At 64.5% G+C, this 15,353-nt stretch carries 13 protein-coding genes; 2 read left to right on the top strand and 11 right to left on the bottom strand.

What is annotated here, in order from left to right; translation table 11 throughout:
- The first annotated feature begins 74 nt into the window (after nt 1-74).
- The gene (locus ACFR9U_RS18595; protein WP_247378642.1) at nt 75-575 is read left to right on the top strand and encodes a macro domain-containing protein; all 501 of its coding nucleotides are present in this window, start codon (nt 75-77) and stop codon (nt 573-575) included.
- Between the two features lie 69 nt (nt 576-644).
- On the opposite strand, the gene ACFR9U_RS18590 is transcribed toward ACFR9U_RS18595, so the two are convergent.
- The 9 genes from ACFR9U_RS18590 to ACFR9U_RS18550 form a co-directional block, all read right to left on the bottom strand.
- A complete protein-coding gene (locus ACFR9U_RS18590; protein ID WP_247378641.1) occupies nt 645-1,619 on the bottom strand; it encodes an aldo/keto reductase in 975 nt (324 codons plus the stop codon).
- Nucleotides 1,620-1,663: 44 nt separating this feature from the next.
- Nucleotides 1,664-2,746 carry an ABC transporter permease gene (locus ACFR9U_RS18585; RefSeq protein ID WP_247378640.1) on the bottom strand — a complete coding sequence of 361 codons (1,083 nt, stop codon included), beginning with the start codon at nt 2,744-2,746 and terminating at the stop codon, nt 1,664-1,666.
- Nucleotides 2,733-4,613, bottom strand: coding sequence for an ABC transporter permease family protein (locus ACFR9U_RS18580; protein WP_247378639.1), 1,881 nt, complete (start codon nt 4,611-4,613; stop codon nt 2,733-2,735). Before ACFR9U_RS18580 ends, ACFR9U_RS18585 begins: the two co-directional genes overlap by 14 nt.
- Nucleotides 4,610-5,485 carry an ABC transporter ATP-binding protein gene (locus ACFR9U_RS18575; protein WP_247378638.1) on the bottom strand — a complete coding sequence of 292 codons (876 nt, stop codon included), beginning with the start codon at nt 5,483-5,485 and terminating at the stop codon, nt 4,610-4,612. Before ACFR9U_RS18575 ends, ACFR9U_RS18580 begins: the two co-directional genes overlap by 4 nt.
- Nucleotides 5,486-5,684: 199 nt before the next feature.
- Nucleotides 5,685-5,921, bottom strand: coding sequence for an HVO_2901 family zinc finger protein (locus ACFR9U_RS18570; RefSeq protein ID WP_247378637.1), 237 nt, complete (start codon nt 5,919-5,921; stop codon nt 5,685-5,687).
- 413 nt (nt 5,922-6,334) lie between these two features.
- The gene (sucD, locus tag ACFR9U_RS18565) at nt 6,335-7,204 is read right to left on the bottom strand and encodes a succinate--CoA ligase subunit alpha (protein WP_247378636.1); all 870 of its coding nucleotides are present in this window, start codon (nt 7,202-7,204) and stop codon (nt 6,335-6,337) included.
- Entirely contained in the window at nt 7,201-8,346 is a 1,146-nt protein-coding gene (gene sucC, locus ACFR9U_RS18560; protein ID WP_247378635.1) for an ADP-forming succinate--CoA ligase subunit beta, read from the bottom strand. Before sucC ends, sucD begins: the two co-directional genes overlap by 4 nt.
- Before the next feature lie 312 nt (nt 8,347-8,658).
- Nucleotides 8,659-9,813, bottom strand: coding sequence for a hypothetical protein (locus tag ACFR9U_RS18555; RefSeq protein ID WP_247378634.1), 1,155 nt, complete (start codon nt 9,811-9,813; stop codon nt 8,659-8,661).
- Between the two features lie 370 nt (nt 9,814-10,183).
- Nucleotides 10,184-11,122 (bottom strand): DUF7979 domain-containing protein, encoded by a 939-nt coding sequence (locus ACFR9U_RS18550; RefSeq protein WP_247378633.1) that lies wholly within the window; start codon nt 11,120-11,122, stop codon nt 10,184-10,186.
- Between the two features lie 200 nt (nt 11,123-11,322).
- Here ACFR9U_RS18550 and ACFR9U_RS18545 point away from each other — a divergent pair, with 200 nt between their 5' ends.
- Nucleotides 11,323-12,291, top strand: coding sequence for a transcription initiation factor IIB (locus ACFR9U_RS18545; protein WP_247378632.1), 969 nt, complete (start codon nt 11,323-11,325; stop codon nt 12,289-12,291).
- 20 nt (nt 12,292-12,311) lie between these two features.
- Here the strand turns inward: ACFR9U_RS18545 and ACFR9U_RS18540 are convergent, their stop codons facing one another.
- Entirely contained in the window at nt 12,312-13,028 is a 717-nt protein-coding gene (locus tag ACFR9U_RS18540) for a bacteriorhodopsin (protein ID WP_247378631.1), read from the bottom strand.
- Between the two features lie 2 nt (nt 13,029-13,030).
- Entirely contained in the window at nt 13,031-15,337 is a 2,307-nt protein-coding gene (locus tag ACFR9U_RS18535) for a methyl-accepting chemotaxis protein (RefSeq protein WP_247378630.1), read from the bottom strand.
- Nucleotides 15,338-15,353: the final 16 nt, after the last annotated feature.

The following is a 15,353-nucleotide window of genomic DNA, read 5'->3' as shown; positions in this document are numbered from 1 at the left end:
AACGGCGCGACTGTCGACGCAGCGCCCGTGGCGTCGCCGACGAACTTTTCCTGCTGGTTTCCGACAGTCCCGGTATGGACGTCACTGTCGTCCAGGGGGACATCGCCGCACAGCAAGCCGACGCACTGGTGAACGCTGCGAACACCGGGCTCCGGATGGGATCGGGCGTGGCCGGTGCGCTCAGGAAGGCTGCCGGCGAGCAACTCAATGAAGAGGCGGTCTCGAAGGGACCAGTGGACCTCGGCGGCGTCGCCGTGACTGACGCGTACGACTTAGACGCCGAGTACGTCGTTCACGCCGCGGCGATGCCGCCCGGTGGCAAGGCTAGCGCCGACAGTATCCGCGATGCGACGCGAAACTCCCTGGCACGGGCCGACGATCTGGGCTGTGAGTCGCTGGTCGTCCCGGCCATTGGCACCGGCGTCGCCGGGTTCAGTCTCCGAGCGGGCGCCGAGATCATCTGCGAGGAGATCGCCGCTTTCGAGCCGGCTTCGCTCGACGACGTCCGGGTCATCGCCTACAGCGACGACGCCTACGAGACCATCCGGGACGTGGCCGCGGACGTCTCCGGATAAGCACTCGCCGAAGTTCCGGTCTGAATCCAGCGACGAAATCTGGGGAACGGGCAGGCGGTGGCTACTCGGTCACTCGTGGCCCGACACCGGAACCGGCTCGTAGGGTTCCTCGAGCCACTCGACGTCGCTTTCGGCGAGGTCGATGTCCAGTGCTTCGACGGCTTCCTCCAGGTGTTCGACGCTGGTCGTGCCGATGATGGGCGCGTCGACCCACTCCTTGTCGAGCACCCACGCGAGCGCGATCTGGGCCATCGACGCGTCGTACTCGGCGGCGAGTTCCTGGACGCGCTCGTTGACGGCCGGCCCGCCGCCTTCCATGTATGGGTGTTCGTAGAGGCGCTCTTCACTTTCGCCGCGCGCTGTGCTGTCGACCGCCTCGTGTGGTCGGGTGAGGTAGCCGCGGGCCAGCGGACTCCACGGCATGGTCCCGATCCCCTCTTGCTGGCAGAACGGGTACATCTCGCGTTCTTCCTCGCGGTACACGAGATTGTAGTGGTTCTGCATCGTCGCGAACCGATCGAGGCCGAGGCGGTCGCTGGTGTGGAGCGCGTCGGCGAACTGGTGGGTCCACATCGAACTCGCGCCGATATAACGGGTTTTCCCGCGTCGGACGGCGTCGTCGAGCGCCCGGAGCGTCTGTTCGATGGGCGTGTCGTAATCGTAGCGGTGGATCTGGTAGAGATCGACCGCGTCCATTCCCAGCCGGTCGAGACTGGCGTCCAGTTCCTGCTCGATGGTTTTCCGGGAGAGGCCCCCCGAGTTCGGATCGTCGTCGTCCATCTGGAAGTAGACCTTCGTGGCGACGACGCTCTCATCGCGGCGCCCCTCCAGAGCGTTCCCGATGATCCGCTCGGACTCGCCCTTCGAGTACATGTTGGCGGTGTCGAAGAAGTTGATCCCCAGGTCGATGGCCCGCTCGATGATGGGCTGGGACTCCTCCTCGTCGAGAACCCACTCGCGCCAGTCGGGGTCACCGAAGCTCATGCACCCGAGACAGAGTCTGCTGACCTCCATGCCGGTGTCGCCGAGTGTCGTGTACTCCATACCGGGCCTGTGGCCGGCCGGGAGAAAAAGCTAGCCCGTCGCAGCTACAGCGACTCCACGTCGACGCGCGTGACGAACGCCCGCGCGAGCGCGTAGAGCGCGACCGCGAACACGGCGTAGAGCGCGACGAGGGCGTAGGTCGTGGCAGTCGGGCTGTCGACGGCGAGTTTGGCGACCGTCGTCGCAGGATGCTCGGGGAGGAACACCGCCGAGCCGAACAGCCCGAGCACGCCGACGGAGTAGATCAACTGCGCGCTCTTCCGTTCGCCCATGACCAGCCCGAGCGTCACGCCGATGACCACCACCACGGTCGCGATCGCCGCGACGGTGACCAGGAGCAGCGGCACGTGCGAGACCGAAATGCCGTTCGCTCCGAGCAGGGCGATCCACAGTAGCGCCTGGAGTGGCGCGAGCGACGCCATCGCGACCGACTTCCCGTCGACGATGTCCGTCAACGTCACGGGGGAGACCCGCAGGAGTTCGAGGGTGCCGCGTTCGATCTCCTCGGTGATCGCGTCCACCGCCACGGAGCCGCTGATAAACGGTGGCAAGAACATCAGTAGCGGGATGAGGATCGTGTAGGTGAACCCGAAGTACGGGCTCGCCGGGACGTCGTCGGGGACCGGAACCGGTCGCTGGGTGAGATGAGTCACCCGCTGTTGGCGCTCCGACCGCTCGAACCGTTCGAGCACCTCGCGAATCTGCACGACGATGAGCGTCGTCCGCAGACTCCCCTTCGGTGCCGTCGCTGTCACGTTGATGCGACCGTCGGCCTCCCGATTCGCTACCATGAGGGCGTCGATCCGAGTGTCACGGATACCACCCGCCTCGAAGGCTTCGGCCGCGCGCTGCTGGCTGGGTAACTGCACGACTTCGACGCCGTCCATCTCCTCGGTGACGGCAACCAGGTCGTCGCTCGCGTTCCCGGCCACGCCGACGTTCACTTCGCCCGAAACCGAACTCGGATCGTACAGCGAGGTCAGCCCGACGACCAGGAACGACGAGAACGCCGCCACGAACAGCTGGATGAGCAGTGCGAGCACGATCGTCTTCTCTCGCGACAGCGACGCGAGGTCCCGGCGGGCGATGGCCGTCCGCGGGTCCGAGAGCAGGTCAGAAAGCGCCACTGGCACTCACCACCGTGAAGTTGTACCCGAAGTGAATCGCCATTGCAATCACCAGTGCAACCGCGTACGTCCGTCGGTTCCGACTCGCACCGACCGCCGAGATGGCGGCGGTCACGACGTGTAACAGCAAGGGCGCGAGCAGGAACGCGATGACGACCGGAATCGACGGCGCGCCTGCCCCCGTGCCGGTGGCCAGTGCCGCCTGGCCGACCAGGACCTGATCGGGAAGACTCACCAGCTGGGCCAGCAGCGTGAGCTTCTCCCCGACGAAAAAGCCCAGTCCGCTGAACGCGCCGGCGATCAGGGCCGGCGTCAGGCCCGCCTCGAACCGACTGTGCGCGTAGCCGGCGTAGACGTGGAGGCTCTTCGCGATTTCCTCGACGACGACGACGATGACGAGGATCGCCGGCACGGACAGCGCCTCCGGGATGGCGAACAGCATCGCGACGCCGATCAACTCGGTGACGAACACGAACGGCAGGAGGAGCGCGCTCACCGCCGCGACGCTCCACTTGCCGCGGATGCGGGCCGCCAGTGCGTCCAGCACTTTCAGCGGGATCGACCGCTGGGTGAACATGTCCTCCTCGCGGTAGATGCCCGCGCCGAGCGCGAACAACACGCCTGCGGTGAGCGTCGGCGGCAGCGTCGAGAACGCGAACTCGCTCAGGGTGACCGCCTGGCCCTGCAGGTTCCGGACGACGATGGTCAGCGGCGAGATGAGCGCGACCGCGCCCACGTCCGTGAAGATCGCCGGGACGAACGCGTACGTCGTCAGCGACACTGTGACGGTCACCGTCACGAAGGTGAGTTCCTTGAACGAGCGCGCGAACATCGCGCCGACGAACGTCGCCGCCAGGAACAACAGCGCGATGGGCGTGATCGCGAGCACCGACGTGCCGACCGACAGGGGCGAGACGTCGGGGAACTGCAAGCCCCCGGCGATGAGCGCCGCCATGGTGATCGCGGCCCCGAAGTAGGGCAGCGTCTTCCCCCCGATGATGTCGAACCGCGTAACCGGCGAGACGAGCAGGAGTTCGCCCCGGCGGTTCAGCCGCTCGGACAGCATCGTACTCCCGTAGGCCTGGATGATGAAGTTGAGCGGCAACACGAACAGGAACGCGAGGACGAGCGACTGGAACGGGAAGGGCGGCGAGATGTCCGCGGGGGTTCCCGAGGCGTTCCCGCCTGCCAGCGCGCCGGCGAGGCCGCCCACGTTGCCACCGCCACCGCCGGCGACCGTGTCGCCGTCACTTGCTTGCGGTGACTCGACACTCCCGTCGGCTCCAGCCTCCGTTCCGTCACCGCTCTGCTCGCCGTCTGCGCCACCGGTGTCCGAGCCGGTCTCCTCGTCGGTCTGGTCGGTGTCGTCGCCCGTCTCGGAACTGCCAGTTCTGCCGGGTGCGATGACGTCCTGGACCTGTTCGCGCTCGACGTACTGCAGCGTCACTGCCACCGGGAACGCGGCGGATCTGTTCGGCTCCTGGCGCATCTGCCGGTCGTTGTACTGTTTGACCGTCGATCTGAGTTCGGAAAGTGCGGCTTCTCCCTTGACTGACTCTGCCGGCTCGGGTGGCCCGAACTGCGGGACGAGCACGTCGATCTCCTCGTCTTCGAGCGCGTCTTCGCTCGGCTCGCGCGCGACGAACGTCGGATCGTCCGCGACGACCTGGTGGTAGGGACTCTCCTCCGAGACGCCGACCCGGTAGATGCCCCTGTCGAGGGCGATGCCCTGCGTGGCCGCGTACGGGGCGACGAGACCGGCCGCCAGGAGCGCGATCGCGGCGACGGCGATGGTCTTCCTGTCGACGCCGCCGGCGTTTTTCGTCACTTCCCAGCGGGCGATGCGGAGGACCTTCCGGAGCTTCACGTCTCGGCCTCCGACTCAGCCAGATCGAGAAACACCTCTTCGAGGCTCGATTCTTCGGTCCGGATGTCGACGACCGAGCCGCCCGCCGCCTGGGCAGCGTCGCGCGTCGCGTCCACCTCGTCCATGCTCTCGACGACCCGACGATAGCGGCCGTTGTCCTGGACGCTGTCCTGCACCTCGACCGTCGTGTAGACGTGGTACTCCGTCGTGCCGTGTTCCTCGCGGAGTTCGTCGAGCGCCCCCTGGGCGACGATCTCGCCCTGGTTCATGATTGCGACCCGGTCGCAGATGCTCTCGACGTGATAGAGGTTGTGCGCGCTGAACACGATCGTCTTGCCGTCCTGGCTCAGATCGCTCGTGAAGTCGATGACGTAGTTCGTCGTCAGCGGGTCCAGGCCGCTGGCTGGCTCGTCGTAGATGAGAACGTCCGGGTCGTTGATGAGCGACCGCGAGATGGCGACCTTCCGCTTCATCCCCTTGGACATGTCGCCGAGCTGGCGGTCGCGGTGTTGGAGGTCCAGTTCGTCGAGCGTGTCGTGGATGCGTTCTTCCGCGACGTGGTCCGGGACGTCGTAGAGGTCCGCGAAGAACTGCAGGTACGAGAGTGGCGTCATCTCCTCGTACAGCGGCGACTCTTCGGGGAGAAACCCGAGTCGGCGTCGCATCTCGCTGTCGCCGGCCTCGTAGCCCGCGACCCGTGCCGTGCCGTCGGTCGGCTCCAACAGTCCGGCGAGCATCTTCAGCGTCGTCGTCTTCCCGGCGCCGTTCGGACCGATGATACCGAACACCTCGCCGCTGTCGACGGTGAAACTACTCCCCTCGACCGCTGTGAACCCGCCGTACTCCTTGCGCAGGTCCCGGACCTCGATCATTCGGACCTGGCTTGGCAACCCGCCACCGTATAAGTTAGCACCCGATTATCAACGCTGGAAAGGCCAGCCCGAGCATCGCTCCGGCGTGCGCCGGAAACAGGAACGTGTCTGTGTGATGACGACTACAAAAGCCCTGCAGAAGCTAGGTGGCCGCTGCCCGTTCGTTCGCTTCCCTGGTGTCTCTGTGTTGCCTTCGCGGTTACTGTTTCGCGACGCGGACGTTCTCTACTTGGTGGATGTCGTCGCCGATCCCCTTGCCGTCGCAGTCCTCAGTGGGGCAGCGATAGTGCCACCCGTCCGTCGTAGCCGTTCGCTCTGCAAACCGTTCACCACACTCGTCACAGAACAGCTGCCCCTCCGTGCACGTGTCCTTGTGGAGGTCGAGTTCGAGTTCCGTGGCGAACGTGCGCTTGCAGTTCCTGCAGGTGTGAGCCATATTAGATACAATTCAAATCAACCCTTATATCTGCACCGGAACGTTCACAGGCGCTCTCCGGGGTAATCCGACCTGTTTACCACCCATAATCGGAACAAGTCGTACCGAACCACCAGGAAGCTACAACTTCCGTAGATTTCACGCTCGCGACGAACCCCTCGCCCTCGTCGGGACGGCGACGCCAGTCCCGTCGAACGTTTCATGACGCGAAGGGCTCTCAGAAACTGTCGGCAAAAGAGACGATTATGCCGAGTTATGCAGTTATTTCCTGTCGTATTGCCGTTGATAACGCGGTTTCATCACTCCTGTCGTGCGGGCTCCGCCGCCTGGCACCCGCTCGTGACTCCGCTCACTCGCCACCTGGGTTTCCAGCGGTCCCAGTGACGAAAATATATTCTCGGAATCGGGGGCAGTTACAGGATGTCTTCGATCTCGTCGGCGACTTCCTCGGGGGTGTCGCCGACGGTGACGCCGTTGTCTTCCAGTGCGTTGATCTTCGACTCGGCGGTTCCGGTGCCCGAGCCGGAGACGATCGCACCGGCGTGGCCCATCCGTTTGCCCGGCGGGGCGGTCCGGCCGGCGATGAAGCCGACGACCGGCGTGTCCATGTTCTCGCCGATGTACGCTGCGGCTTCCTCTTCGTCTTCGCCACCGATCTCACCGCACATGACGACGGCGTCGGTGTCGTCGTCGCCCTCGAACAGTTCGAGCGCGTCGATGAAGTCCGTCCCGATGATGGGGTCGCCGCCGATGCCGATGGCGGTGGTCTGGCCGAGACCGCGCTCGGTCAGGTTGTCGACGACCTGGTAGGTGAGCGTTCCCGAGCGGGAGACGAGGCCGACGTTCCCCTCGGAGAAGATGTTTCCGGGGAGGATGCCGAGCTTCGCGACGCCGGGCGTGATGACGCCCGGGCAGTTCGGACCGACGAGGTGCGTGTCGGTCTCGGAGAGACGCTTGTAGACGCGGCTCACGTCCTGCGTGGGAATGCCCTCGGTGATGGCGACGGCGAGGTCGATCGGGGCGTCCAGCGCCTCGAACAGCGCGTCGCCCGCGAACGCGGGCGGGACGAACACGACGGAAGCGTTGGCGTCCTCCTCGCGGACGGCCTGATCGACCGTGTCGTACACCGGGACGCCGGCGACCTCCTGGCCGCCACGACCGGGCACTGCGCCGGCCACGACGTTCGTCCCGTATTCGATCATCTGTTCGGTGTGGAACTTGCCTTCCCCACCGGTGATGCCCTGTACCACCACGCGCGTGTCCTCGTCGACTAGTACGCTCATTGGTTCACCTCCTCGGCGAGTTCGACAGTGTGCTGGACGGCGTCCTCCAGCGTCTTCTCGACCTCGACCAGATCCGTGTTCAGAATGTCCATCCCTTCCGCCGCGTTCGTCCCTGCCAGTCGGACGACGACGGGCTTGGGAATCTCGTCGAACTGCTCGAGTGCCTCGTTGATCCCCTTGGCGACCTCGTCACCGCGGGTGATCCCGCCGAAGATGTTGAAGACGACGGCGTCGACGTTCTCGTCGGAGAACACCATGTCCAGCGCGTTCGTGACGCGCTCTGCCTTCGCGCCGCCACCGATGTCGAGGAAGTTCGCCGGCTCGCCACCGTAGTAGTCCACGAGGTCCAGCGTCGTCATCACGAGCCCTGCACCGTTACCGATGATGCCGACGTTGCCTTCGAGGCGGACGTAGTCGAAGCCGTAGTCGTTGGCCTTGGCCTCGAGTTCGTCCTCCGCGGCCTCGTCCTGCATCTCCGCGAGGTCCGGATGGCGGAACAGTGCGTCCCCGTCGATGTTCATGACGGCGTCGGCTGCGATGACCTCGTCGTCGCTGGTGACCATCAGCGGGTTGATCTCGGCGTCGCTGCCGTCTTTCTCCGTCCACAGCTCGTACAGCGTCTGCAGGACGCTGGCGACGTCGCCAGCGACTTCCTGGTCCACGCCGGCGTTGTAGACCGCTTTGCGGGCCTGGAACGGATGCATGCCGAACGAGGGATCGATGTGCTCGCGTGCGATCGCGTCGGGGTCCTCGGCGGCGACCTCCTCGATGTTGACGCCGCCGCGCGTCGAGACCATTGCGACCGGCTGACCCTCGCCGCGGTCCATCGTCACACCCACGTAGAGTTCGTTCGTGAAGTCGACGGCTCCCTCGACCAGGACCTTGTCGACGTGGTAGCCCTTGAGGTCCATCCCGAGGATCTCGTCGGCTGCCTCTCGCGCTTCGTCTGCGTCGTCGACGAGCTTGATGCCCCCTGCTTTCCCACGGCCCCCGACCTGTACTTGCGCCTTGATTGCGACGGGATACCCGATCTCGTCGGCCGCGTCGACCGCCTCGTCGACGGTTTCGGCGAGTTGCGACGGCGGCGTCGGAATCCCGGCGTCGGCAAAGACCTGCTTGGCCTGATATTCGTGGAGCTTCATACGAGCGGAACCCGCGTCCGGTAAGCGCTTAAATCCCTGCATTCCTCCCCCACGTCGCCGCTATACTCCGCGACGCCGCCACTCTGGCCTTCCGCACGGCTCTTGTCCGTTACGCAGCTTCTATTCCGAGATCGTGTGTGATAATTTGACCCACGCCATCGATTCAAGAATGACATCACGACACATGCTGACATGCAACAATACCGCCTTCTCAGGCTGCCTATCTTCATTTTTGCACACACGTTTGCCGGAGAGTGTTGCGGGTCGATACTGGTTCGTCTCGTGGGTCGCTCGACCTCTCTCAGCTCTCGATCACATCTCGTCTTTCAGTTCCTCGTAGCTCGGGAGCGACCGCACGTCCCCCGACCGGTTGTACGCCGCTATGGCACTGTTGAGATTGGATTGCCGGTCCCCCGAATTGTGGTTTCGCCCGGCTCGACAGCTTTCGATCAGGTCGTCGGTCCCGCGTTTGAGCGCGCCCGCCGCGCCTCTGAGATCGCCGATCTGGTCCCCGAGCGAGTTCGGTTTCTTCACGCTACGGAGGTTCGTGGCCGAAATCTCGAATCCGTTGAGTGACGAGAGCAGTTCCCGCTGGGCATTGCGGAAGCTCTTCCCGACGTACAGGTCGACCCCGCCGGCGAACTGTTCGACGCCTCGCCTGAAGCGGTTCATCGGATCGTGGACCTCCTCGAACCCCGTGATTTCGGCGGAAAACTGCTCGACCTTGCTGCTGTAACTCGCGCTCGAGATTCCTTCCAACCGCGCGAAGTCGGACGCCGCCGTCTCCCTCGTGAACGTCTCTAACGTATCGGACGCCTGCGATCGTTTGAGTTCGAGTTTGCTCAGCGCGCTTCTCGCCGTGTGGAACTCCTCGTCGAAGATGCCGGTGAAGGCCCGGTCGAACTGCTCGTAGGCTTCGATTACGGCGACCTGACAGGCGACGAGTCTGTCGACTGCTTTCCCGGCAGTCCGCAGCGTCGTCACCGTCTGGTCGTCGACGTCGGGCGACTGTTTTGCCTCGTCGAGGGCGGTGTTCGCCTTCGAGATCTTCGCACGAACTTCCTTGGCATCGAACGCGGTCGTCGACGCGTCGACTTCCAGCACCGAACTGGCCCCGTCCACGGTAGCGTACGCGTCGAGGCTTTCGTTCAGGTACTGCGTTGCCGTCTCGAGCCGTTCTGCCCCCGTCGGCGTCGGTTCTGGCGTCTGTGTGCCCTCTGGATCGTCTCTGGGCTGCTCGCGTCGTTCCGTCTTCGTCTCGGTTTCCGTCTCGATGTTGATCTCGACCGAACTGTCCTCGACGGCCGCGTCGTCGCTGGCCGTCTCCGTCGCGACGGATTTTGGCTTGCGGTCGTTCCGGGCGAACCGCGTGCTATTTATGTTCGATCCGCCCTGGCCGCACCCGGCGGTGACGGTTGCTCCCACGAGTGCCAGTAGTCGGCGTCTAGATAGCCTGTGGTCAGTCATACCCCACTCCCCAGTGAGTATCGTATCAGGCTATTTTGATGACGCCCGTCATAATGGTTCCGGCACTGTCACCTCACGGTCCGTGGCGAGTCTGACAGACTGGACACCGTGGAAAGCCGAGTGCACTGTACTCGATCTCCGTCGAGCGTTCGCTCGCGCCGCAGTACGCACACCGGAAGTACGAGATCGAGCCGTCTCCGGTCGGTTCCCCACCACCAACTTGTGTATCGGTCGTTTGCATACTACGTCCCCGTATCCCACGAGAAGGTGCCTATCAGCTTAGTTAATGTGCCGATAAAATATGGTACGCTCACGTGTCCAGATCGTAGTCGGGATCTACTCTGCCGTTTGACCGTTCGGGGACCTGCGGTTAGCGGACCTGCGAGAGCCGTCGCTCGCGGTTCGTCTTGTAAACGAGATACCCCCCGCTGACGATGCCACCGAGGATAGCCAACATGACGAAGATAGACGAGCCGAACACCGTCACCCACCCTGCTACCGTCGGCGTGTAGCGGTACGCGAGGTTCAACACGAGGAAGACGGCCCCGAACCCGCCCAACGCGTATCCCAGCGTGAGTGGCTGGGGCCGCCAGACGAACAGGGCTCCGATCGCGCCGAGGATCAGCCCGAAGACGACGAGCGACTGGGAGCGACGGGTCTCCGACTGCATCACGCGCGGCGGCGTGAACGTCTCGATCGTGTAGTTCGTGCCGTTGTACTCGACCCGGTAGACTGAGCCGACGACGATGCCGCTCGTCGCGTTCGTTCTGGGTGCGACCCTGAACTCCGGCGGACGCTTTTCGTCTCCCTGGAACGTCGTCGTGTTGTTCGACGCAGCGTGCACAGTGCGGAAGAGTTCCTGGGCACGCGGCGAGAGTTGCTCGTACGTGTAGTTGGCGGTCGCTGTCCGGTTCTCGCTCTCGCCGAGGGTCACCGTACTCCGCGTCGCGGAGTAGTCGTAGACCAATCGGAGCGTGTAGTTCGTGCCGTTGTACGCGACTCTGTACCGCGATCGAGCCACGTCCCGGGTGTCGTTCGACGGTCTCGCGAACGTAAACTCCGGCGGGCGCGCCTCGTCGCCGCGGAACCGCGTCGAATTGTCCGGTGATTCGATCGCCTTCCGGACGACGTCCTGTGCGCGGGGCGAGAGTTCCTCGTACGTGTAGTTGGCAGTCGGAGTCCGGTCGTAGTAGTTCCCGACCTGGACCTCGTTGATCTCGTCTGGATGCTGAAAGATGTAGAGTGGATTCGCGACGAGCAGCGCTGCCAGGACGAGCAAGGCTCCCCCCAGAACCCGGTGATCATTCATCTCGTCAGGAAGAATTTCCGGCAAGCAGACGTAAACCTTTCGTGAAAACTACAGGCTTTTCGCTCGTTGCCAGACGACGATTTCTGTCGGGAGAGGCGTCCAAACGCCATTTTTCCAGTAGCAGGTCACCGTCACGTCAATGGCCCTGAGTGTCGATGCAAAGGGTTTAAATATAGCTGTGCTTTTTCTATATAAGAACGATGGTTCGTCCGAGTCGTCAGCGGGAGCGCGAGCAGGAACGAGCTGAAGAAGAAGAGAAAGGGGAGGATCAGGAGGTACGAAACTGTCCCGAATGTAATTCCGATAACCTGGTATCAAGCGCTGACGGTGGTGAAATCGTCTGTGATGACTGTGGCCTCGTCATCGAGGAAGAGAACATCGATCGGGGTCCCGAGTGGCGTGCGTTCAATCACAGCGAGCGTCAGAGCAAGTCGCGCGTCGGCGCACCGACGACACAGACGATGCACGACAAGGGGCTCACGACCCAGATCGACTGGAAGGACAAAGACGCCTACGGCCAGTCCCTGTCGTCGGAAAAGCGCAGTCAGATGCATCGACTCCGGAAGTGGCAGGAGCGGATCCGCACCAAAGACGCCGGCGAGCGCAACCTCCAGTTCGCGCTCTCCGAGATCGACCGGATGGCGTCCGCACTGGGCGTCCCGCGGTCTGTCCGCGAGGTCGCGTCGGTGATCTATCGCCGGGCGCTCAACGAGGACCTCATCCGCGGTCGCTCCATCGAGGGCGTCGCCACGAGCTGTCTGTACGCCGCCTGTCGCCAGGAAGGCATCCCGCGCAGCCTCGAAGAGGTCTCAGACGTCTCGCGCGTCGAGCAAAAGGAGATCGGCCGCACGTACCGCTACGTCGCCCAGGAGCTCAGCCTCAAGATGGAGCCGGTCGACCCCAAGCAGTACGTCCCGCGGTTCGCCTCCGACCTCGGACTCTCGGAAGAAGTCCAGTCGAAGGCGAACGAGATCATCGACGAGACGGCTGAGAAGGGGCTGCTCTCCGGGAAGTCCCCGACGGGCTACGCCGCGGCGGCCATCTACGCCGCCTCGCTGCTCTGCAACGAGAAGAAGACCCAGCGCGAAGTCGCTGACGTCGCGCAGGTGACCGAAGTCACCATTCGGAACCGCTACCAGGAACAGATCGAAGCCATCGGCGTCCGGTAACCCCCGGACTGTTTTCGCGGTCAGTCACCCACGGAAGCGCCAGCTGCCGCGTCGTCGGCCACCGCCAGCGTCGCCGCGATGGCCTGACCGTGCAGCGCGATGAGACCGAAGCCGACCTTGGCGACCACGTCGATGTAGGAGATGACGAGCGACTGGGTCTCCAGGTCCATGAGACCGACACCGCTCGGGGCGAGGACCCAGATGACGGGATACATCATCCACAGCACCGCGATGAAGTTGAGGAGCTTCCGGTAGAGCTCGGAGACGCTATCTGACCGGCGCTCCTGCACGCGTGCGTAGATCGGCCGATAGAGCAGCTGGAGCACTCGCACGAACGCCAGCCCGCCGGCGAGGAACAGCACCCACTTCAACGGCGGTGCCAGGTACGCACCGAGGAGACCCAGTGCGATGGTGAGCCCCTGCCAGACGGCGAGTTCGCCGAGTTGCCGCCGTCCCACCTCGGCCAGCAGTCCGAGGTAGACGACGTGCAGCGGCGTCGTCAGCAGCCAGTCGATGTACCGGGCGAGGTACACCGTGTGACCGTCGACCGCTTTGATCGTCCCGACGCCGACCGACATGAGCGCGTACGCCACTGCCGCGATGACGCCGACGACGATGAGGTGACTGCTCTCGCGATACTTCTCTCGGGGGACGTAGCGCATGGCCCACGCCATCGCCAGCGTCCCGAGGATCATTCCGACCGTGCCCAGTTGGAACCAGGTAGTGATGTTCGTCATTGTTAGTCGTCAGTAGTGGTCGTTCGCGCCTGTTCGGTCCCCGCTGCGTGCATCGCCTCGGCGTCGAACCGTTCGAGCAGGTTGGTGAGCTCTCTCGCACGCGCTCGAAGCGCCTCGGCGTTCTCGGAGACTTCCGTGATGGAGTCGGTCTGTTCGTCGGCGGCGTCCGCGACCGTGTTCGCCTCTGCGGAGGTCTGCTGACTGATCGCCGTCAGGTGGTCGATCACCTCCATCACCTCCTGGGCCGTCCGGGCCTGTTCTGCGGTCGCGTCGTCGATCTCCTGGATGGCCGTGTCCAACTCCTCGGTGTACTCGACGATGGTCTCCAGCGACTCGACCGTGTTCTCGACGGTCGCGACGCCGTCGGTGATGCGTTCCTGGGTCGTCTCCATCGTCGCCACCGTGTCACCGGCTTGGGCCTGCACGCGTTCGATCCGGCTCTCGATGTCGACGGCCGCCTCTTTGGTCTCTTCTGCGAGTTGCTTGACCTCGTCTGCGACGACGGCGAACCCGCTGCCGGCCTCGCCAGCGCGCGCCGCTTCGATGGAGGCGTTCAGCGCGAGCATGTTCGTCTGCTCGACGATGTCGGTGATGACCGAGACGATGTCGCCGATCTCGCTCAACTCCTCGTCGAGGCGGTTGATCTCACGGACCGTCGCGTCGGTTTCTTCCTCGATCGCGTTCATCCCCTCGATGGCGTCCTGGGCGGCCTCACGTCCCGTCTCACCCACCTGTGCTGCCTGGTGGGACGTGTCCGCGACCTCCTGGGCGGAGGAGGCGACTTCCTCGGCCGTCGCGGAGAGGTTCTCCATCTCTCCGGCGGCGTCCTGGAGCTCGTCGCTCTGTTCGGCGGCGCCGTCGTAGATTTCCCGGATCGACTGTCGCACCCGCTGGCTCGCCTCGTCGACCGTCTCGGCGCTGGCGCCGACCGCCTCGCTCGATTCGAGGACGTTCTCGGCGAACTCCTGGGTGTTCGCGATGGTCGCTTCGAGATCGGCGATCGCGTCGTTGATCGCCTGGGCGATGTCGGCCATCGCCTCGTTTTCGACGTTCGGGTCGGCGCGGGCGGTCAGATCGCCGTCTGCGACGGCCCCGAGCACGTCACCGTACTCCTGGGCTTTCTGCTGGAGTTGTTCGTTCATCTCGCGCGCCTCCTCGCGCTCGCGCTCGGCTTCCTGCTGGGCCTGTTCGGCCTCCTCCCGTGCGGACTCGGCGCTCTCGCGGGCGTCCTCTGCCTCCTGGATCTTCGAGCGCAGCGACGTGCGCATCCGGTCGAACGACTCGTAGAGCGAGCCGATCTCGTCGTCACGCGTCGACGTGAGGTCGACGGACAGGTCACCGCTGGCCATCGCCTCGGCGCGGTCCGAGAGGCGGCGCAGCGAGATCGCCGTCCCGCTGCCGATGGTCACGCCGATGAGGCCCAGGTTGATGACCGCGAGCAGGATGAGGCCGATGAGGTCGGAGTTGATCTGCTGACCCAGCGCGAACGCCTGCGCCCGCTCGGTCGTGACGATGACGTGCCAGTCGAGCGCGTCCATGCGGGCGACGCCTTCGACCCGAGCACCCTGCTCGCGGAACTGGCTCTCGCCGGGCGTGACGGACGGAACGTCGCTCCCGTACTGCGTGCCGACGACGCTCTGATTCGGGTGCGTGACGACCGATCCGTCCCCGTCGACGACGACGGTTTCGGCCCCCTCGACGGAACTCTGGAGCCGCTGGGTGTGCGCGGTGAGGTCGATCATGTAGACGATCGCTCGGTTCTCCTGCCCCGGAACCGGACTCAACACGGAGATCACGCGGTGGTCGGCAATGGGCACGCGGAACGGTTCGGTGACGGCCACGTCGGCAGGGCCGTCGAACGTGGGCGGGTTCCTGGCGAACGCCGCGCCCTGTTCTGCGGTGTCGACGTCGACGAAGCGCTCGTTCGAGGACGCCTCGATCGTCATCGACGAGGTGTTGAGGTAGTGGATCGCGACGACGTCCTGTGGCACTCTGTCGGACTCGACCATCGACGACAGTCGGCCACTGATCTCGGTCGGGTCCTCCGTCTGATACACGGAGAGGTCCGAGGTGGACTGCGTTTCCCGTTGGACCGCAGCCATCCACGTGTCCAGCTGCGCTGCACGCGTCTCTGACACCGTCTGGAGTTCCCCCTCGACGTCGTCCTGAAGGCTCGCCTGTGTCTGTTGACTGATGACGACACCGGAGGCGACGACGACGAGTATCGCCAGCGCCAGGGCGAATCCCAACCGTGCGGTGTACCGGCTTCGCACGGATTCTGGCAGCAGAGACAGTCTGTCGCGAGTCATGCGGGAGGGGTAGGAC

This window comes from Halorientalis brevis (genome assembly GCF_042678165.1).
In the GTDB taxonomy this organism is placed as follows: Archaea; Halobacteriota; Halobacteria; order Halobacteriales; family Haloarculaceae; genus Halorientalis; species Halorientalis brevis.
Note: the sequence above shows the minus strand (reverse complement) of the source record. Positions and strands in the feature narration are given on the sequence as shown.